The following is a 17714-nucleotide window of genomic DNA, read 5'->3' on the forward strand; positions in this document are numbered from 1 at the left end:
GCACATTGAAACTGACCGGTGCGGATAGCGAGAGTTTTAGATCGATCGGTTATAAGCGCTCAGCCTTGCTTGCCCTTGCCGCGAATCAGTTCGCGCAGCATGAAGCGATTCGGATGACAGGCTTCGGCGACACTGCGCGGCACCGGCAGCGGTGCGTTGTCGACCCAGGCGGCGATCAATTCGCCTGACAACGGCGCGGTAATCAGCCCGCGCGAGCCATGACCGCTGTTGACGTACAGGCCTTCAAGCCAGGGGCAGGGCGTGTCGGGCACCTGGCGGGCGTCCTTGGCCAGCACCGCATAGTGCTGGTTGAACGCCTGCTGGTCGGCGAGCGGGCCGACGATGGGCAGGTAGTCGGGGCTGGTGCAACGAAAGGCTGCGCGACCCTCGAGGGTGTGCGGGTCGATCTGGTGGGCGCCGAGACGCTCGGCCAGGTCGCCGGAGATTTCCTCCAGCAAACGCAGGTTGCCGATGTGCTCACCGGTGGTCGGGGTCAGGTCGATGCTGTGAAAGTCGAAACTGGCGCCCAGGGTGTGTTCGCCACCCCGCGAAGGCGCGACGTAGCCGTCGGCGCAGACCACGGTATTCAGTGCCTGGCTTTGCGCGGTAGCGGGCAGGCGGGTGATCTGCCCGCGGATGCGCTTGAGCGGCAGGCTGGCGCAGGGCTCGAAACGCTGGATCTCGGCGGCGGTGGCCAGCACCACCAGTGGCGCACTGGCGAGGAACTTTTCGCTTTCCCACGCCTGCCAAAGGCCATCGACCTTGCGCAGTTGCAGCACCTGATGGTGCGTCAGCAAAGTGATGTTCGGGTGTTGCAGCTGTGCCTGGCACAACGCTGGCGGATGCACCCAGCCCGCTTCCGGGTAGTACAGACCGCCGCTGGCCAGGCTCACGCCGGCCAGCGCTTGCGCCTGGTCTCGGTCCAGGGGCGTGAGCAGCTGCGGGTTGAAGGCGTTGGCCAGCAATGCCTGGCGCTGTTCTTCTTTGGTGTCGAAGGCCAGTTGCAAGACGCCGCAACCGTCCCAGTCACGGCCGCGTTGCAGGCTTTCGAGCAGGCGCCGGGTATAGCCGAAACCGCTGAGGATCAGGCGTGACAAGGCCGTGCCATGGGCGGAAAGCTTGAGGTAGAGCACCCCTTGCGGGTTGCCCGAGGCCTCGGCTGCCGGGGTGGCATGACGCTCCAGCACACTGACCTGCCAGCCGCGCGCGGCAAGGCTCGCGGCAGTGGCGCAACCGGCCAGGCCAGCGCCGATCACCAACGCCTGGCGCGGGCCGGGCAGGGCGGCGGGGCGGGCGAACCAGGGCGCAGCCGCGGCCGGTGGATCAAGTGCTTCAGGCCTGCCGCGAAAGACCCCGCGCAATACTTCCCACTTTTTGCCGATCCCGGGGATGCGCTTCATCTCGTAGCCCACGGCGATCAGGCCGCGACGCACCCAGCCGGTGCTGGTGAAAGTACCCAAGGTGGCATTGGCGGCCGACAGGCGACCGATCTGGGTGAACAGTTCCGGGGTCCACATCTGCGGATTCTTCGCCGGGGCGAAGCCGTCGAGGAACCAGGCGTCGACCTCAGCATCCAGTTGCGGCAACTGCTCCAGGACATCGCCGATCATCAGGGTCAAGCGCACCCGGCCGCGATCGAAGACAAAACTCTGAAAGCCTTCGTGCACCGCCACGTACTGCGCCAGCAACGGCGTGCTGAACGGCGCCAGTTCCGGCCACAGGGCCAGGGCGCGGCTCAGGTCGGCGTGGCTGAGCGGGTACTTTTCGACGCTGACGAAATGCAGGCGGGCGGCAGGAGCGGCGCACTCGCTGAACAGCTGCCAGGCACAGAAGAAGTTCAGCCCGGTGCCGAAACCGGTTTCACCGATCACCAGGCACTGGTCGGGCTGCATCGCGCCGAAGCGCTGGCGCAGGTCGTTCTGGTCGATGAACACATGACGGGTCTCCTCCAGGCTCTGGTCCTTGGAGAAATAAATGTCATCGAACTGGCGTGAGTGGGGGCGGCCCTGGTCGTCCCAGTCGATCTGGGCGTAGTGGGTAACTTCGGTCATGGTCGGCTCAGGCAGGTCTAGAGCGGCATTTTAGCTTACCCGGACAAAGTCTACCCGGATCCGCTAGTCTTGCTTATCCATGTAGGGAGCCTGGTATGTTCGAATCCGCTGAAATTGGTCACGCCATCGATAAAGAAACCTATGACGCTGAAGTGCCGGCGCTACGTGAGGCCTTGCTCGAGGCGCAGTTCGAACTCAAGCAGCAGGCGCGTTTCCCGGTGATTGTGCTGATCAACGGCATTGAAGGTGCCGGCAAGGGCGAGACGGTAAAGCTGCTCAACGAGTGGATGGACCCGCGCCTGATCGAAGTGCGCACCTTCGACCAGCAGACCGACGAAGAGCTTGCCCGGCCGCCGGCCTGGCGCTACTGGCGCGCATTGCCGGCCAAAGGGCGGATCGGCGTGTTTTTCGGCAACTGGTACAGCCAGATGTTGCAGGGCCGGGTCCATGGTTTGTTCAAGGACGCCGTGCTCGACCAGGCCATTCGCGGCGCCGAGCGCCTGGAAGAAATGCTCTGTGATGAAGGCGCACTGATTTTCAAATTCTGGTTTCACCTGTCCAAGAAACAGATGAAAGCCCGGCTCAAAGCGCTCCAGGACGATCCGTTGCACAGCTGGCGCATCAGCCCGCTGGACTGGCAGCAGTCGGAAACTTACGACCGCTTTGTACGCTTCGGCGAACGGGTGCTGCGCCAGACCAGCCGCGACTACGCGCCCTGGCATGTGATTGAAGGGGTGGACCCGCATTACCGCAGCCTGGCAGTCGGGCGCATTTTACTTGAGGGGTTGCAGGCGGCGCTCAAAGTCCAGCATGCGCCAGTGCACCAGGCCAATATTGCGCCACTGGGCCAGAGCATCGATCAGCGCAGCCTGTTGGGCAGCCTGGACATGACCCTGCGCCTGGACAAGAGCGACTACCAGGAACAGTTGATTACCGAGCAAGCGCGTCTGGCCGGCTTGTTGCGTGACAAACGCATGCGTCGGCATGCGCTGGTGGCGGTGTTCGAAGGCAATGACGCGGCGGGCAAGGGCGGTGCCATCCGCCGCGTCGCCGCCGCGCTGGACCCGCGTCAATACCGCATCGTGCCGATTGCCGCGCCGACTGAAGAAGAACGTGCGCAACCGTATTTGTGGCGGTTCTGGCGGCATGTTCCGGCGCGCGGCAAGTTCACCGTGTTCGACCGCTCCTGGTATGGCCGGGTGCTGGTTGAACGGGTCGAGGGCTTCTGCAGTCAGGCCGACTGGATGCGCGCCTATGGCGAGATCAACGACTTCGAAGAGCAGCTGACCAGTGCCGGGGTGGTGCTGGTCAAGTTCTGGCTGTCGATCGATGAGCAGACCCAGCTTGAGCGCTTCAAAGAGCGTGAGCAGATCCCGTTCAAGCGTTTCAAGATCACCGAAGAAGACTGGCGCAATCGCGAAAAATGGGGGCTGTACGCCGAAGCGGTGGGTGACATGGTCGACCGTACCAGCAGCGAGATCGCGCCCTGGACCCTGGTCGAGGCCAACGACAAGCGTTGGGCCCGGGTCAAGGTGTTGCGGACCATCAATGATGCGCTGGAGGCGGCGTTCAAGAAGGACAAGAAATGATTTGTCGGGGCCGCTGCTGGCCCTATCGCCGGCAACGCCGGCTCCCACTGTAGTAAGTGCCAATAGCAGTCATTGTGGGAGCCGGCCTTGCCGGCGAAAAGCTGCGCCAAAATCTTTTCCTCAATTGTACCTGTCAGTCCCCACCACCCAGCCCGTAGAATCCAGCCTCCCCCCACCACAGGGCATTTGAGGCTGGTATGCACATTTCTTCCGGACGCTGGGTCTATGGCCTTTCTCTTTCGCTGTTGACCGCGTTGCTCTGGGGCATCCTGCCGATCAAACTCAAACAGGTGCTGCAGGTGATGGACCCGATCACCGTGACCTGGTTTCGCCTGCTGGTCTCCGGTGGCTTGTTGCTGGCCTGGCTGGCGGCGAGCAAGCGTTTGCCGTCATTCAATACCCTCGGGCGCAAGGGCTGGGGCCTGGTGGCATTGGCCACCGGCGGTCTGGTCGGCAATTATGTGCTGTACCTGATGGGCCTGAACCTGCTCAGCCCGGGTACAGCGCAACTGGTGGTGCAGTTGGGGCCGGTATTGCTGCTGGTGGCCAGTGTGTTCCTGTTCAAGGAGCGCTTCAGCCTCGGCCAAGGGGTCGGCCTGGTCATTCTGCTCACGGGCTTCGGCCTGTTTTTCAATCAGCGCCTGGATGAACTGCTGACCTCGCTGAGCGTCTACACCACCGGTGTGCTGACCATTATCCTGGCCACTACCATCTGGGTTTTTTATGCCCTGAGCCAGAAGCAATTGCTGACGGTGTGGAATTCGATGCAGGTGATGATGGTGATCTACCTGTGCTGCGCTGCGCTACTGACGCCCTGGGTGCATCCGCTCGAAGCCCTGCAATTGACCCCGCTGCAAGGCTGGCTGTTGCTCGCCTGCTGCCTCAACACCCTGGTGGCCTATGGCGCCTTTGCCGAAGCCCTGGCCCACTGGGAAGCCTCCAAGGTCAGCGCCACCCTGGCGGTCACGCCGTTGATTACCTTCGTTGCCGTCGCCCTGGCGGCCTGGTTCTGGCCTGATTACGTGCATGCCGAACAGATCAACACCCTGGGTTACATCGGTGCGCTGGTGGTGGTGCTGGGTTCGGCGCTGACCGCGCTGGGCCCCTCGATCATGGCCGGCTGGCGAGCCAGGCGCACACGCCTGGCCCGGTGACTCAGCCTTTCTTGCCGGGTTCGAGCATGTCTTGCGGGCGTACCCATTGATCGAATTGCTCGTTGCTCAGGTAACCCAGGGTCAAGGCCGCCTCGCGTAACGTGCGGCCTTCGCTGTAGGCCTTCTTGGCAATTTCCGCGGCCTTGTCGTAGCCGATGTGCGGGTTGAGTGCGGTGACCAGCATCAGCCCGCGCTCCAGATGCGCGGCCATCTGTTCGGCATCCGCTTCGATGCCTGCCACGCAGTGCTGCTGGAAGTTGCTGCAGCCGTCGGCCAGCAGCTCGATGGACTGCAGCAGGTTGTGAATGATCACCGGCTTGAACACGTTCAACTGCAGGTGGCCTTGGCTGGCGGCAAAACCGATTGCGGTGTCGTTGCCCAGTACCTGGCAAGCCAGCATCGACAGCGCCTCGCACTGGGTCGGATTGACCTTTCCGGGCATGATCGAGCTGCCGGGTTCGTTAGCCGGCAGGCGCACTTCCGCCAGGCCTGCACGCGGGCCGGAGCCGAGCAGGCGTAGGTCGTTGGCCAGTTTCATCAACGCCACGGCCAGGGTCTTCAGACCACCGGACAGGGTAGTCAGCGGTTCATGCCCGGCGAGGGCGGCAAACTTGTTCGGTGCGGTAACAAATGGCAGGCCGGAGAGGGCGGCCAGCTCGGCGGCGATGGCCTCGGCAAAACCGTGCGGGGCATTCAGCCCGGTACCGACCGCGGTACCGCCCTGGGCCAGTTCGCACACCGCCGGCAAGGCCGAACGAATGGCGCGTTGGGCGTAATCGAGCTGCGCCACGTAGGCCGAGAGTTCCTGGCCGAAAGTGATCGGTGTGGCATCCATCATGTGCGTGCGGCCGGTCTTGACCAGATGCTGGTGGCGCACCGAAAGCTCCGCCAGCCCCGCTGACAACTCGGCAATGGCCGGCAGCAGCTTGTACTGGACTGCCTGGGCGGCGGCGATGTGCATGGCGGTGGGGAAGCAGTCGTTGGAACTCTGCGAGCGGTTGACATGATCGTTGGGGTGCACCGGATTCTTGCCGCCCCGGCCTTTACCGGCCAGTTCGTTGGCGCGTCCGGCGATCACTTCATTGACGTTCATGTTGCTCTGGGTGCCGCTGCCGGTCTGCCAGACGACGAGTGGAAATTGCTCATCCAGCTGGCCATCGAGCACCTCGTCGGCCGCCTGTTCGATCAACCGGGCGATATCCGCCGGCAGGTCTCCGTTGCGGTTGTTGACCCGTGCAGCGGCTTTTTTGATCATCGCCAGGGCGTGCAGGACAGCCAGTGGCATGCGTTCCTTGCCGATGGCAAAGTTGATCAGCGAGCGTTGCGTCTGGGCACCCCAGTAGGCCTGGTCAGGAACTTCGACCTGCCCCAGGCTGTCAGTTTCGATACGGCTCATGCTGTGAACACTCCCTTGTGGTCTGAATTCGCAGTTTAGGTCCCTTTTTGTCGCAGCGGTTCCATCGCTCGTCGACCCACTTGAGCGGCGTGCCCGAGTCGGCGCAGAATGCTCTACTCTGGGGTACTACCTCTTCTGTCTATTGAAGGAATTACGATGACCCGTCTTCGCGCCCTTTGCACTGCTGTTGCGCTGGTCTGCGCCAGCGGCCAGGTGCTTGCCGATACCGCCAGCCACAACGCCAGTGCCGAAAAATTCCTCATGATGGCGCACGCTGACAAGCTCGGCACTCCGGTCTACATGCAGGTGCAACAGATGTTTGCCCAGCGTTTCGAACAGACCAAAGCCCCAGCCTCGAAAAAATCCGTGCTCGACAGCTACCAGGCCAAGGCCAACGCCGCCCTGGACCAGGCCATCGGCTGGAACAAGCTCAAGCCGGACATGGTCAAGCTCTACACCAGCACCTTCAGCGAAAGCGAGCTCAAGGACCTGGTAGCCTTCTATCAGTCGCCACTGGGCAAGAAAGTCCTGGAAAAAATGCCGCAAGTGACCCAGCAGTCGGCCCAGCTGACCCAGCGCAAGCTGGAAAGCGCGGTACCGGTGGTCAACAAGCTGCTGGCTGACATGACCAAGGAACTCGACCCGAACGCTGGCAAGGCCGCCGCGCCAGCGAAGAAGTAATACCCGGAGCCGTCCATGTCCATGCAGCAAAAGATTGAACAGAGCCTGGCCGCGCTGGCGCCGCAGCACCTCTCGGTGCTCGACGAAAGCCACATGCACAGCCGTGGGCAAGAAACCCACTACAAGGCCGTGCTGGTCAGCGAACAGTTTGAAGGCCTGAACAGCGTCAAGCGTCACCAGAAGGTCTACGCCACCCTCGGTGAGCTGATGGGGCAGTTCCATGCCCTGGCCCTGCACACCTATACCCCCGAAGAGTGGCAAAAGGTCGGCGCAGCGCCCGCTTCACCCACCTGCGCAGGTGGCAGCAAACACTGATTTCATCGTCAGGTTTTTGTTAGAATGTGCAACGCGCCGCTTGTCGGCGCGTTTTTTATTGTCATCCGGTCCGCCCTTTACGAGGGTGACCACCTGGAGATTGATTGCATGACCCAAGCTATCGTCGTGGCGGCGCTGTATAAATTCGTCACCCTGAAAGATTACGTCGAGCTGCGCGAGCCGCTGCTCGAAAGCATGATGGCCAACGGCATCAAGGGCACCTTGTTGCTGGCCGAAGAAGGTATCAACGGCACCGTTTCCGGCAGCCGTGAAGGAATCGACGGCCTGCTGGCCTGGTTGCGCAGCGATGCCCGCCTGGTGGATATCGATCACAAAGAGTCCTACTGCGACGAACAGCCGTTCTATCGCACCAAGGTCAAGCTCAAGAAAGAGATTGTCACCCTCGGCGTGCCGGGCGTGGACCCGAACCACAAAGTCGGTACCTACGTCGAGCCGCAGGACTGGAACGCGCTGATCAGCGACCCTGAAGTGCTGCTGATCGATACCCGCAACGACTACGAAGTGTCGATTGGCACCTTCGAAGGCGCGATCGACCCGAAAACCACGACCTTCCGTGAGTTTCCCGAGTACATCAAGGCCAACTTCGACCCGGCGCGGCACAAGAAAGTCGCGATGTTCTGCACCGGCGGCATCCGTTGCGAAAAAGCCTCCAGCTACATGCTCGGTGAAGGTTTCGAAGAGGTCTATCATCTTAAAGGCGGGATCCTGAAATACCTCGAAGAGGTACCGCAGGACGAAAGCCGCTGGCAGGGCGACTGCTTCGTGTTCGACAACCGGGTCACCGTGCGTCACGACCTGACCGAGGGCGACTACGACCAGTGCCATGCCTGCCGTACCCCGATCAGTGTCGAAGACCGTGCGTCCGAGCACTATTCGCCTGGCATCAGCTGCCCGCATTGCTGGGACAGCCTGAGCGAAAAGACCCGGCGCAGCGCCATCGACCGGCAGAAGCAGATCGAGCTGGCCAAGGCCCGCAACATGCCGCACCCGATCGGCCATAACTACCGCAAAGCTGCCGAGGCCTGATAGATGTCCGCACGCCTGCTCTATGTGATGGACCCGATGTGCTCCTGGTGCTGGGGTTTTGCCCCGGTGGCCCAGGCGCTGATCGCCCAAGCGCGTGAAGCCGGGATCGACACCCAGCTGGTGCCCGGCGGCTTGCGCACCGGCAGCACGGCGCTGGATGCCTCGACCCGCGGTTACATCCTTGAGCACTGGCAAGCGGTCAATCAAGCGACTGGCCAGCCCTTCACCCTCGAAGGGGCGATGCCGGATGGTTTTGTCTATGACACCGAGCCTGCCTGTCGTGCCCTGGTGGCCGCCCGTGGTCTTGACCGGCAACGCACCTGGGCGTTGCTCGCGGCGATCCAGCAAGCGTTCTATCAGGGCGGCGAAGACGTCACCCGCGCGCCCAAACTGGTGGAGCTGGCCGAGCAGGCCGGTTTTGAGCGGGCGGCGTTTGCCGAGCGCTTCGCCAGTGCCGAGGTGCGCGCGGCCACGGCCTCCGATTTCACCTGGGTGCAGGATCTGGGGATTGCCGGGTTTCCGACCTTGCTGGCCGAACGTAACGGCCAACTGGCGTTGCTGACCAATGGCTACCAGTCGCTCGACGCGTTAAGCCCGCTGCTCGGCCGCTGGCTGCAGCAGGCCGCCTGTGCTTGACCTGCCTGGGTCACCCGACCCTGTGCCGGGGCCTGCTCCGGTTGTTGCCGATCGCCTGAGCTGGGCGGAAATCCGCCGCCTGGCCCTGCATCATAAAAAAGCCCTGTGGACCGCCAACGGCGTTGCCGTGCTGGCGGCGCTGTGCAGCGTGCCGATTCCCTTGTTGCTGCCGTTGCTGGTCGACGAAGTCCTGCTCGGGCATGGCGATGCCGCGCTCAAGTGGATGAATCAGTTGCTGCCGGGCAACTGGCAGGTGGCGGCCGGCTACATTGGCCTGATGCTGGTGCTGACCCTGTGCCTGCGCTGTGCCGCGCTGGCCTTCAACGTGATACAGGCCAAACTGTTCGCTGGCCTTGCCAAGGACATCGTCTATCGCTTGCGCATTCGCCTGATCGAGCGGCTCAAGCGTATCTCCCTGAAGGAATACGAAAGCCTCGGTAGTGGCACGGTGACCACGCACCTGGTCACCGACCTGGACACCCTGGACAAGTTCGTCGGCGAGACCCTGAGCCGGTTTCTGGTCGCGATGCTGACCCTGACCGGCACGGCAGCGATCCTGATGTGGATGCACTGGAAGCTGGCGTTGCTGATTCTGTTGTTCAACCCCGTTGTGGTGTTTGCCACGGTGCAGTTGGGCAAACGGGTCAAACACCTGAAAAAGCTGGAAAACGACAGCACCTCGCGCTTTACCCAAGCGCTGACCGAAACCCTCGATGCGATCCAGGAAATTCGTGCCAGCAATCGCCAGGGGCATTTCCTCGGGCGCCTCGGTCTGCGTGCTCAGGAGGTGCGCAACTACGCGGTGGCTTCGCAGTGGAAGAGCGATGCCAGTGGCCGTGCCAGTGGGCTGTTGTTCCAGTTCGGTATCGATATCTTCCGCGCTGCGGCGATGCTGACCGTGCTGTTCTCCGACCTGTCGATCGGCCAAATGCTGGCGGTGTTCAGCTACCTGTGGTTCATGATCGGCCCGGTCGAACAGCTGTTGAATCTGCAGTACGCCTTCTACGCCGCCGGTGGCGCGTTGAGCCGCCTCAACGAATTGCTTGCGCGTGCCGACGAGCCGCAGTATCCCGGTGGCGTCGATCCGTTCAAGGGCCGTGACACGGTCGGTATCGAAGTGCAGGGGCTGCGCTTTGCCTACGGCGACGAGCCGGTGCTTGACCAGCTGAACCTGTCCATCGCCCCGGGCGAAAAGGTCGCTATCGTCGGGGCCAGCGGGGGCGGCAAGAGCACCCTGGTGCAATTGCTGCTCGGGCTCTACAGCGCCCAGGCCGGTACCATCCGCTTCGGCGGCTCGACCTTGCAGGAGATCGGCCTGGAAACCCTGCGTGAACATGTCGCGGTGGTGTTGCAGCATCCGTCGCTGTTCAACGACACGGTGCGCGCCAACCTGACCATGGGCCGTGATTGCAGCGACGAAGCCTGCTGGCAGGCATTGGGCATAGCCCAGCTCGACAGCACGATTGCCGCGTTGCCGCGTGGCCTGGACACCGTGGTCGGGCGCTCGGGCGTACGCCTGTCCGGCGGCCAGCGTCAGCGCCTGGCGATTGCGCGGATGGTGCTGGCCGAACCCAAGGTGGTGATCCTCGACGAAGCCACCTCGGCGCTGGACGCGGCCACTGAATACAACCTGCATCAAGCCCTTGCGCGTTTTCTCAGTGCGCGTACCACGTTGATCATTGCCCACCGTCTATCCGCAGTGAAGCAGGCTGACCGTGTCCTGGTGTTCGATGGCGGGCATGTGGCCGAGGATGGCGATCATCAGCAATTGATTGCCGATGGCGGCTTGTACGCCAAGCTGTATGGTCACCTGCAACAGAGTTGAAGGCAAAGTGCTGAGTAATTGAGAAAAGCTCTCCAGTATTGCGGGCAAATAGCCTAGGCTGTGCACTTATAAGAATAGAGATTCATTCGGCTCTGCGTGTAAGGGACCTCATGAAGCGAAAACGGACTCTCGAAGCCCCGAACCTGCTGGGCATCATCTGGCCATTTGTTGCGGTGGTACTGTTTCAGGCATTGCTCGGGGGCATAAGTTTGTACGCCTTGTCGGCGGTGCGTGGTTACGTGGCGGGGGAGAGCCTCTGGTCCAAAGGCCAGAAGGACGCGATCTACTACCTCAACCTGTACGCCGACAGCCATGACCAGGCAGTCTTCCAGAAGTACCAGAAGGCCTTCGCCGTGCCGCAGGGCGGGCATGACTTGCGCGCGGCCCTGGATTTGCCTGTCCCGGACCTGGAGGCGGCGCGTCGAGGCATTCTTCAGGGTGGCAACCACCCTGATGATGTTTCCAGTCTCATTTGGCTGTACCTGAACTTTCGCCAGGTCAGCTATCTGGAAAAGGCCATTGAGCTGTGGACGGTGGGGGACAGCTTCCTCAGTCAGCTCGACGAGGTTGCCCGGCAGATGCACGCAGGTTTTCGCGCGGGCACGGCCACTGCGCAAGACGTGGCCGAATGGAAGGCGCGCATTGCCACCATCAACGATGGCGTGACACCGGCCGCGCGGGCGTTCAGCGATGCCTTGGGTGAAGGCTCGCGCATGCTGTTGCGGGTGCTGTTGGTGACCAACCTGGCCACTGCGCTGTTTTTGATTGCCTTGGCCTGGATGCGCTCAAGCAAGTTGCTGGCTCAGCGCCAGGCCTTTGCCAACGCTTTGGAAGTTGAAAAGGAGCGGGCGCAAATCACCCTCGAGTCGATTGGCGATGGGGTGATTACCACCGACGTCGAAGGCTGCATCGCTTACATGAACCCGGCCGCCGAACAGCTGACTCACTGGCACGCCGCCCAGGCCCATGGTCTGCCCTTGGCGGCGCTGTTCAGCCTGCTGGATGAAAATGCCGAGAAAGACAGCCTGACCCTGGTCGAGCACATCCTCAGTGGTGGCCTCAAAGGCGGAAGCGAACACACCAAACTGATCCAGCGTCTGGATGGCAGCACTGTGTCGGTAACCCTGGTGGGCGCGCCGATCATGGCCGACGGGCAGATCAGCGGTATTGTCCTGGTGCTGCATGACATGACTCAGGAGCGGCAGTACATCGCCAACCTGTCCTGGCAGGCAACCCATGACGCGCTGACCGGCCTGGCCAACCGCCGCGAGTTCGAATACCGCCTGGAGCAGGCGCTCAATGGCCTGGCGCGCAAGCCGGCACGGCACGCCTTGATGTTCCTCGACCTCGATCAATTCAAACTGGTCAACGATACCTGCGGGCATGCCGCCGGTGATGAGCTGCTGCGCCACATCTGTGCCGTGCTGCAGGCCGGGCTGCGCGAAGGTGACACCCTGGCGCGGCTGGGCGGCGATGAGTTCGGCATCCTGCTGGAGAATTGCCCGCAGGAACAAGCCGAGCGCATTGCCGAAGGCCTGCGTCAGGCCGTGCAGAGCCTGCATTTCGTCTGGAAAGGACGGCCGTTCATGACCACCGTGAGCCTGGGGCTGGTGCATATCGCCCAGGCGCCCGCCACCCTTGAAGCCTCGTTGCGCGCCGCCGACATGGCCTGCTACATGGCCAAGGAAAAGGGCCGAAATCGCGTGCAGGTGTACCATGCCGACGACAGCGAGTTGTCCATGCGCTTTGGCGAGATGGCCTGGATTCAACGCCTGCATGTGGCCCTGGAAGAGAACCGCTTCTGTCTGTACGCCCAGGAAATCGCCGCCCTCGGGCCCGATGACGGTGCCGGTCACATCGAGATCCTCCTGCGTCTGCAGGATGAAAACGGGCGGATCATCCTCCCGGACAGCTTCATTCCTGCTGCCGAGCGCTACGGCTTGATGACCGCGCTGGACCGTTGGGTGGTGCGCAGCGTGTTCACGGTCATTCGCCAGTGCCTGGATGAGCAGCGCGACGGCCCCTTGGCCATGTGCGCGATCAACCTGTCGGGCAGCAGCATCGGTGACGACAAGTTCCTTGACTACCTGCGGCGGCTGTTTGGTGAGTTTGCCATTCCGCCGCAGATGATCTGTTTCGAGATCACCGAAACCAGTGCCATTGCCAATCTCGGCAGCGCCATACGCTTCATCAATGAACTCAAAAGCCTGGGATGCCGGTTCTCGCTGGATGATTTCTGTGCCGGGATGTCGTCGTTCGCGTATTTGAAACACTTGCCGGTAGATTTCCTGAAAATCGACGGAAGTTTCGTCAAAGATATGCTCGACGACCCGGTTAACCGGGCTATGGTTGAAGTCATCAACCACATCGGCCATGTCATGGGCAAACGCACCATTGCCGAATTCGTCGAAACGCCGTTGATCGAACAGGCCCTGCAGGAAATCGGCGTCGATTACGCCCAGGGGTACCTGATCGAGCGGCCGCAGGTGTTCACCTGCGACAGCTTGCAACGCCAACGGATTGCGGCCAGGCCCCTGCTGTTCAAGGCACCCGGGACCTTTCGCTGACGATCCGCTCGATAATCACAAGGAACAAGGAGCTGACAGTGATTGACGCGTTTATCCGTACCGGTCCATTGATGGACCCCACCAGTTACCCGCTCTGGGCCCAGCAGTTGATCAAGGATTGCCATGAGAGCAAGCGCCGGGTAGTCGAACACGACCTCTATCAACGCATGCGCGATGGCCGGCTCAGTGCTCGTACCATGCGCCAGTACCTGATTGGCGGCTGGCCGGTGGTCGAGCAGTTTTCCCTGTACATGGCCAAGAACCTGACCAAGACCCGCTACGCACGCCATCCCGGCGAAGACATGGCGCGGCGCTGGTTGATGCGCAACATTCGTGTCGAGCTCAATCATGCCGACTACTGGCTGTACTGGAGTCAGGCCCATGGCGTCAGTCTCGAGGACCTGCAGAACCAGGATGTGCCGACCGAGCTCAATGCCCTGAGTGACTGGTGCTGGCACACCTGTGCAGCGGATTCGCTGGTGGTGGCCATCGCTGCTACCAACTATGCGATCGAAGGGGCGACAGGCGAATGGTCGGCCGTGGTGTGCTCGACCGGGGTCTATGCCCAGGGCTTTCCGGAGGAAGGTCGCAAGCGCGCCATGAAGTGGCTGAAGATGCATGCCCAGTACGACGACGCCCACCCGTGGGAGGCGCTGGAAATCGTCTGTACCCTGGCCGGCAACAACCCGTCGCAGGCGTTGCAGGCAGAGCTGCGTCGGGCGGTGTGCAAAAGTTACGACTACATGTACCTGTTCCTTGAGCGCTGCATGCAGCTGGAACAGCGCCAGCCCGCCCGTGCCCAGGCGGAACTGGTCGAGGGCTGAACTTACTGGGCGTTGAACGCCTGGCCGTTGACGCCAGTGCTGTCCGGGCCCATCAGGTACAGGTACACCGGCATGATCTGCTCGGGTAGCGGGTTGTTCTCCGGGTTTTCGCCTGGGTAGGCCTGGGCGCGCATGCTGGTGCGGGTGGCGCCCGGGTTGACGCTGTTGGAGCGCACCGGCGCCACGCCTTCGAGTTCGTCGGCGAGGGTCTGCATCAGGCCCTCGGTGGCGAACTTCGACACCCCGTAAGCACCCCAGTAGGCCCGGCCTTTGCGCCCGACGCTGCTGGAGGTGAAGATCACCGACGCATCCTGAGACAGTTTGAGCAGCGGCAGCAGGGTGCTGGTGAGCATGAACATGGCATTGACGTTGACCTGCATCACGCGCATGAAGTTGTCGCCGGACAGCTGCTCCAGCGGCGTGCGTGGGCCGATGATCGAAGCATTGTGCAGCAGGCCGTCGATATGGCCGAACTCGGTTTCGATCATCGCTGCCAGTTCGTCGTACTGATGCGGCAGGGCGGTTTCCAGGTTGAACGGGATGACCGCAGGTTTTGGATGGCCGGCGGCTTCGATCTCGTCGTAGACCTGGCTCAAGTTGCCTTCCGTTTTGCCCAGCAGCAGCACGGTTGCGCCATGGGCGGCGTAGGCCTTGGCGGCCGCTGCGCCGATTCCGCGACCGGCGCCGGTGACCAGGATGGTCCGGCCTTTGAGCAGGTCGGGGCGGGCGGAGTAATCGAACATGGGGTTACCTCGTGAAAATAGGGTGACTTTTTTCGCGGGGCAAGCCCGCTCCCACAGGTTCCATATGACCTCGGTGGGAGCGGGCTTGCCCCGCGATCCTTGTCGAAATCAGCAGCCGCAAAGCGCGCTATCAAGCACCTTGCGCAGCTCCAGCGGATGGTCGACGACCACATCCGCGCCCCAGTTGTTGGGGTTGTCTTCTGGATGAATATAGCCATAGCGCACGGCAGCGGTGCGAGTGCCGGCATCACGGCCAGACTCGATGTCGCGCAGGTCGTCACCGACGAACAGCACGCTGGCCGGGTCCAGGTTCAGGGTCTTGCAGGCGAGGATCAGCGGCTCGGGGTCCGGCTTGCTGTTCTTCACATGATCCGGGCAGATCAGCAGCGCCGAGCGCTCGGCCAGGCCCAGCTGCTGCATGATCGGCTCGGCGAAGCGCACCGGCTTGTTGGTCACCACGCCCCACAGCAGGTTGGCTTTCTCGATATCGGCCAGCAGTTCGGCCATGCCGTCATAGAGTTTGCTGTGTACCGCGCAGCCCTGTTGATAGCGCTCAAGGAACTCCAGGCGCAAGGCTTCGAACTCCGGCGCCTCGGGATCGAGGTTGAAAGTGACCGAAACCATTGCCTTGGCACCGCCGGACACCACGTCGCGGATGCGCTGGTCGTCGACGGCAGGCAGGCCGCGCTCGGCGAGCATCGCCTGGCAGATGGCAATGAAGTCCGGCGCCGTGTCGAGCAGGGTGCCGTCCATGTCGAAAAGTACTGCTCTCAGGCGCATGCTCATTCCTCGCGCAGGGTCTGGATCATGTAGTTGACGTCGACGTCGTTGGCCAGCTTGTAGTGCTTGGTCAGCGGGTTGTAGGTCAGGCCGATGATGTCCTTGACGTTCAGGCCGGCCTCACGGCTCCAGGCACCCAGTTCGGACGGGCGGATGAACTTCTTGAAGTCGTGGGTGCCGCGCGGTAGCAGCTTCATGATGTATTCGGCGCCGATGATCGCGAACAGGTAGGCCTTGGGGTTGCGGTTGATGGTCGAGAAGAACACCTGGCCGCCCGGCTTCACCATGCGGTAGCAGGCGCGGATTACCGACGACGGATCGGGTACGTGCTCAAGCATTTCCAGGCAGGTGACCACGTCGAATTGCTCGGGCATTTCTTCGGCCAGGGCTTCGGCGGTGATCTGCCGGTATTCGACCTCCACGCCGGACTCCAGCTGGTGCAGTTGGGCCACGGCCAGCGGCGCTTCGCCCATGTCGATACCGGTGACCGTGGCGCCGCGCTGGGCCATGGCTTCGCTGAGGATGCCGCCACCGCAACCGACGTCGAGGACCTTCTTGCCGGCCAGCTTGACCCGTTCATCGATCCAGTTGACCCGCAGCGGGTTGATGTCGTGCAGCGGCTTGAACTCGCTCTCGCGGTCCCACCAGCGGTGGGCCAGGGCTTCGAACTTGGCGATTTCGGCGTGGTCGACGTTGCTCATGGAACGGTCCTCTGAAACTTTGATTAAAGGTGTTACGGGCCGGCAGCTGCGGCTGCCAGCCGGTTATTCAGTGCGCTCGGCGATCCGCTGGCCCCAGGCGCAGGCGGCGGCATGCAGCGCCTGTTCGTCCATGCGGGTCAGGCGGCGCTCGTCGAGCAGTTGCTTGCCGGCGACCCAGACGTGCTTGACGCAGTCTCGGCCGCTGGCATAGATCAGTTGTGAAACCGGGTCGTAAATCGGTTGCTGGGCCAGGCCGGAAAGGTCGAAGGCTACCAGGTCGGCGGCCTTGCCCACTTCCAGCGACCCGGTCAGCGTCTCCAGGCCCAGCGCCCGGGCGCCGTTGAGGGTGGCCATGCGCAGTGCCCGGTGGGCATCCAGCGCGGCGGCCGAGCCTGCCACAGCCTTGGCCAGCAGCGCGGCGGTACGGGTTTCGCCGAGCAGGTCGAGATCGTTGTTGCTGGCCGCACCATCGGTGCCCACCGCGACATTGACCCCGGCCTGCCACAAGCGTTCGACCGGGCAGAAGCCACTGGCCAGCTTGAGGTTGGATTCCGGGCAATGCACCACGCTGGTGTTGCTTTCTACCAGCAGCGCCAGGTCTTCGTCGCTGACCTGGGTCATGTGTACCGCCTGCAGGCGCGGCCCGAGCAGGCCCAGGCGGGCGATGCGGGCCAGCGGGCGCTCGCCGCGGGTGGCCAGCGATTGCTCGACCTCGAAGGCGGTTTCATGCAGGTGCATGTGAATCGGCGCATCGAGCTCTTCGGCGATGACGCGGATCTTCTCCAAGTTCTCGTCGCTGACCGTGTAGGGCGCGTGCGGGCCCAGGGCGACAGTGATGCGCGGGTGGTGGCGCAGGTCGCCGAACAGCTCGATGCCCAGGTGCAAAGCTTCTTCGGTGCTGCGTGCACCGGGAATCGGGAAATCCAGCAGCGGCACGGCAATTTGCGCACGGATGCCGCTGTTGTGCACCCGTTCACTGGCAATCTTCGGGAAGAAGTACATGTCGGCGAAGCAGGTGATGCCGCCTTTGATCTGCTCGGCAATGGCCAGGTCGGTGCCATCGCGAACGAAATCTTCATCGACCCAGCGACCTTCGGCAGGCCAGATGTGCTCTTCAAGCCAGGTCATCAGCGGCAGGTCGTCGGCTAGACCGCGGAACAGGGTCATCGCTGCGTGGCCATGGGCGTTGATCAGTCCGGGGCTGAGCAGGCAGCCAGGCAGCTCGCGGGTTTCGGCGGCGACGAAGCGCTCAGCCTCGGCTCGGGGGCCGATGAACACAATCTGCCCGTCGCGAATGCCCAGGCCATGATCCTTCAATACCACCCCGGCAGGTTCGACAGGCACCAGCCAGCTAGGCAGGAGCAGCAGGTCGAGCGGCGTAGCGGGTTTGGGCATGGCGGGATTT

At 62.6% G+C, this 17714-nt stretch carries 15 protein-coding genes; 9 read left to right on the forward strand and 6 right to left on the reverse strand.

The window, feature by feature from the left end; all coding sequences use genetic code 11:
- Positions 1-59 precede the first annotated feature (59 nt).
- Positions 60-2051, reverse strand: a complete 1992-nt coding sequence (gene mnmC, locus NPS47_RS02745) for a bifunctional tRNA (5-methylaminomethyl-2-thiouridine)(34)-methyltransferase MnmD/FAD-dependent 5-carboxymethylaminomethyl-2-thiouridine(34) oxidoreductase MnmC (RefSeq protein ID WP_274293581.1) — start codon at positions 2049-2051, stop codon at positions 60-62.
- Between the two features lie 95 nt (positions 2052-2146).
- Between mnmC and pap the strand changes: the two genes are divergently transcribed.
- Both pap and NPS47_RS02755 read left to right on the forward strand, forming a co-directional pair.
- A complete protein-coding gene (gene pap, locus NPS47_RS02750; protein ID WP_274293582.1) occupies positions 2147-3640 on the forward strand; it encodes a polyphosphate:AMP phosphotransferase in 1494 nt (497 codons plus the stop codon).
- Between the two features lie 197 nt (positions 3641-3837).
- Complete coding sequence (locus NPS47_RS02755; protein ID WP_274293583.1) at positions 3838-4794, forward strand: DMT family transporter; 957 nt, start codon at positions 3838-3840, stop codon at positions 4792-4794.
- 1 nt (position 4795) lies between these two features.
- On the opposite strand, the gene NPS47_RS02760 is transcribed toward NPS47_RS02755, so the two are convergent.
- On the reverse strand, positions 4796-6190 hold the full coding sequence (locus tag NPS47_RS02760; protein ID WP_274293584.1) for a class II fumarate hydratase: 1395 nt from the start codon (positions 6188-6190) through the stop codon (positions 4796-4798).
- A gap of 156 nt (positions 6191-6346) precedes the next feature.
- On the opposite strand from NPS47_RS02760, the gene NPS47_RS02765 reads away from it, so the two are divergent.
- The 7 genes from NPS47_RS02765 to NPS47_RS02795 all read left to right on the forward strand — a co-directional run bounded on the left by NPS47_RS02765 (position 6347) and on the right by NPS47_RS02795 (position 14085).
- On the forward strand, positions 6347-6871 hold the full coding sequence (locus tag NPS47_RS02765) for a DUF2059 domain-containing protein (protein WP_274293585.1): 525 nt from the start codon (positions 6347-6349) through the stop codon (positions 6869-6871).
- Positions 6872-6886: 15 nt separating this feature from the next.
- Positions 6887-7186, forward strand: a complete 300-nt coding sequence (locus tag NPS47_RS02770; protein ID WP_038608283.1) for a BolA family protein — start codon at positions 6887-6889, stop codon at positions 7184-7186.
- 108 nt (positions 7187-7294) lie between these two features.
- The gene (locus NPS47_RS02775; protein ID WP_274293586.1) at positions 7295-8233 is read left to right on the forward strand and encodes a rhodanese-related sulfurtransferase; all 939 of its coding nucleotides are present in this window, start codon (positions 7295-7297) and stop codon (positions 8231-8233) included.
- A gap of 3 nt (positions 8234-8236) precedes the next feature.
- Positions 8237-8869 carry a DsbA family protein gene (locus NPS47_RS02780; RefSeq protein WP_274293587.1) on the forward strand — a complete coding sequence of 211 codons (633 nt, stop codon included), beginning with the start codon at positions 8237-8239 and terminating at the stop codon, positions 8867-8869.
- Positions 8862-10694, forward strand: coding sequence for an ABC transporter ATP-binding protein (locus NPS47_RS02785; RefSeq protein WP_274293588.1), 1833 nt, complete (start codon positions 8862-8864; stop codon positions 10692-10694). The genes NPS47_RS02780 and NPS47_RS02785 overlap by 8 nt, the downstream gene beginning before the upstream one ends.
- Positions 10695-10804: 110 nt before the next feature.
- Positions 10805-13261, forward strand: a complete 2457-nt coding sequence (locus NPS47_RS02790; RefSeq protein WP_274293589.1) for an EAL domain-containing protein — start codon at positions 10805-10807, stop codon at positions 13259-13261.
- Positions 13262-13332: 71 nt separating this feature from the next.
- On the forward strand, positions 13333-14085 hold the full coding sequence (locus tag NPS47_RS02795; RefSeq protein ID WP_425313474.1) for a TenA family transcriptional regulator: 753 nt from the start codon (positions 13333-13335) through the stop codon (positions 14083-14085).
- Between the two features lie 2 nt (positions 14086-14087).
- Here the strand turns inward: NPS47_RS02795 and NPS47_RS02800 are convergent, their stop codons facing one another.
- From NPS47_RS02800 to NPS47_RS02815, 4 genes are all read right to left on the reverse strand, one after another.
- Complete coding sequence (locus tag NPS47_RS02800; RefSeq protein ID WP_274293591.1) at positions 14088-14828, reverse strand: YciK family oxidoreductase; 741 nt, start codon at positions 14826-14828, stop codon at positions 14088-14090.
- A 108-nt stretch (positions 14829-14936) separates the two neighbouring features.
- Entirely contained in the window at positions 14937-15608 is a 672-nt protein-coding gene (gene mupP, locus NPS47_RS02805; RefSeq protein ID WP_274293592.1) for an N-acetylmuramic acid 6-phosphate phosphatase MupP, read from the reverse strand.
- Between the two features lie 2 nt (positions 15609-15610).
- Positions 15611-16309 (reverse strand): bifunctional 2-polyprenyl-6-hydroxyphenol methylase/3-demethylubiquinol 3-O-methyltransferase UbiG, encoded by a 699-nt coding sequence (gene ubiG, locus NPS47_RS02810; RefSeq protein ID WP_038608297.1) that lies wholly within the window; start codon positions 16307-16309, stop codon positions 15611-15613.
- A 63-nt stretch (positions 16310-16372) separates the two neighbouring features.
- Positions 16373-17704: a TRZ/ATZ family hydrolase gene (locus NPS47_RS02815; protein WP_274293593.1), complete on the reverse strand. Its 1332-nt coding sequence runs from the start codon at positions 17702-17704 to the stop codon at positions 16373-16375.
- Positions 17705-17714: the final 10 nt, after the last annotated feature.

Origin of the sequence: Pseudomonas putida (assembly GCF_028682475.1) — a bacterium.
Lineage (GTDB): Bacteria > Pseudomonadota > Gammaproteobacteria > Pseudomonadales > Pseudomonadaceae > Aquipseudomonas > Aquipseudomonas putida_AG.

Excerpts from the sequence above, each read along its gene's own strand:
- mnmC (WP_274293581.1), bottom strand. The coding sequence starts at position 2,051 with ATGACCGAAGTTACCCACTACGCCCAGATCGACTGGGACGACCAGGGC.
- pap (WP_274293582.1), top strand. The coding sequence starts at position 2,147 with ATGTTCGAATCCGCTGAAATTGGTCACGCCATCGATAAAGAAACCTAT.
- NPS47_RS02755 (WP_274293583.1), top strand. The coding sequence starts at position 3,838 with ATGCACATTTCTTCCGGACGCTGGGTCTATGGCCTTTCTCTTTCGCTG.
- NPS47_RS02760 (WP_274293584.1), bottom strand. The coding sequence starts at position 6,190 with ATGAGCCGTATCGAAACTGACAGCCTGGGGCAGGTCGAAGTTCCTGAC.
- NPS47_RS02765 (WP_274293585.1), top strand. The coding sequence starts at position 6,347 with ATGACCCGTCTTCGCGCCCTTTGCACTGCTGTTGCGCTGGTCTGCGCC.
- NPS47_RS02770 (WP_038608283.1), top strand. The coding sequence starts at position 6,887 with ATGTCCATGCAGCAAAAGATTGAACAGAGCCTGGCCGCGCTGGCGCCG.
- NPS47_RS02775 (WP_274293586.1), top strand. The coding sequence starts at position 7,295 with ATGACCCAAGCTATCGTCGTGGCGGCGCTGTATAAATTCGTCACCCTG.
- NPS47_RS02780 (WP_274293587.1), top strand. The coding sequence starts at position 8,237 with ATGTCCGCACGCCTGCTCTATGTGATGGACCCGATGTGCTCCTGGTGC.
- NPS47_RS02790 (WP_274293589.1), top strand. The coding sequence starts at position 10,805 with ATGAAGCGAAAACGGACTCTCGAAGCCCCGAACCTGCTGGGCATCATC.
- NPS47_RS02795 (WP_425313474.1), top strand. The coding sequence starts at position 13,333 with ATGGACCCCACCAGTTACCCGCTCTGGGCCCAGCAGTTGATCAAGGAT.
- NPS47_RS02800 (WP_274293591.1), bottom strand. The coding sequence starts at position 14,828 with ATGTTCGATTACTCCGCCCGCCCCGACCTGCTCAAAGGCCGGACCATC.
- mupP (WP_274293592.1), bottom strand. The coding sequence starts at position 15,608 with ATGCGCCTGAGAGCAGTACTTTTCGACATGGACGGCACCCTGCTCGAC.
- ubiG (WP_038608297.1), bottom strand. The coding sequence starts at position 16,309 with ATGAGCAACGTCGACCACGCCGAAATCGCCAAGTTCGAAGCCCTGGCC.
- NPS47_RS02815 (WP_274293593.1), bottom strand. The coding sequence starts at position 17,704 with ATGCCCAAACCCGCTACGCCGCTCGACCTGCTGCTCCTGCCTAGCTGG.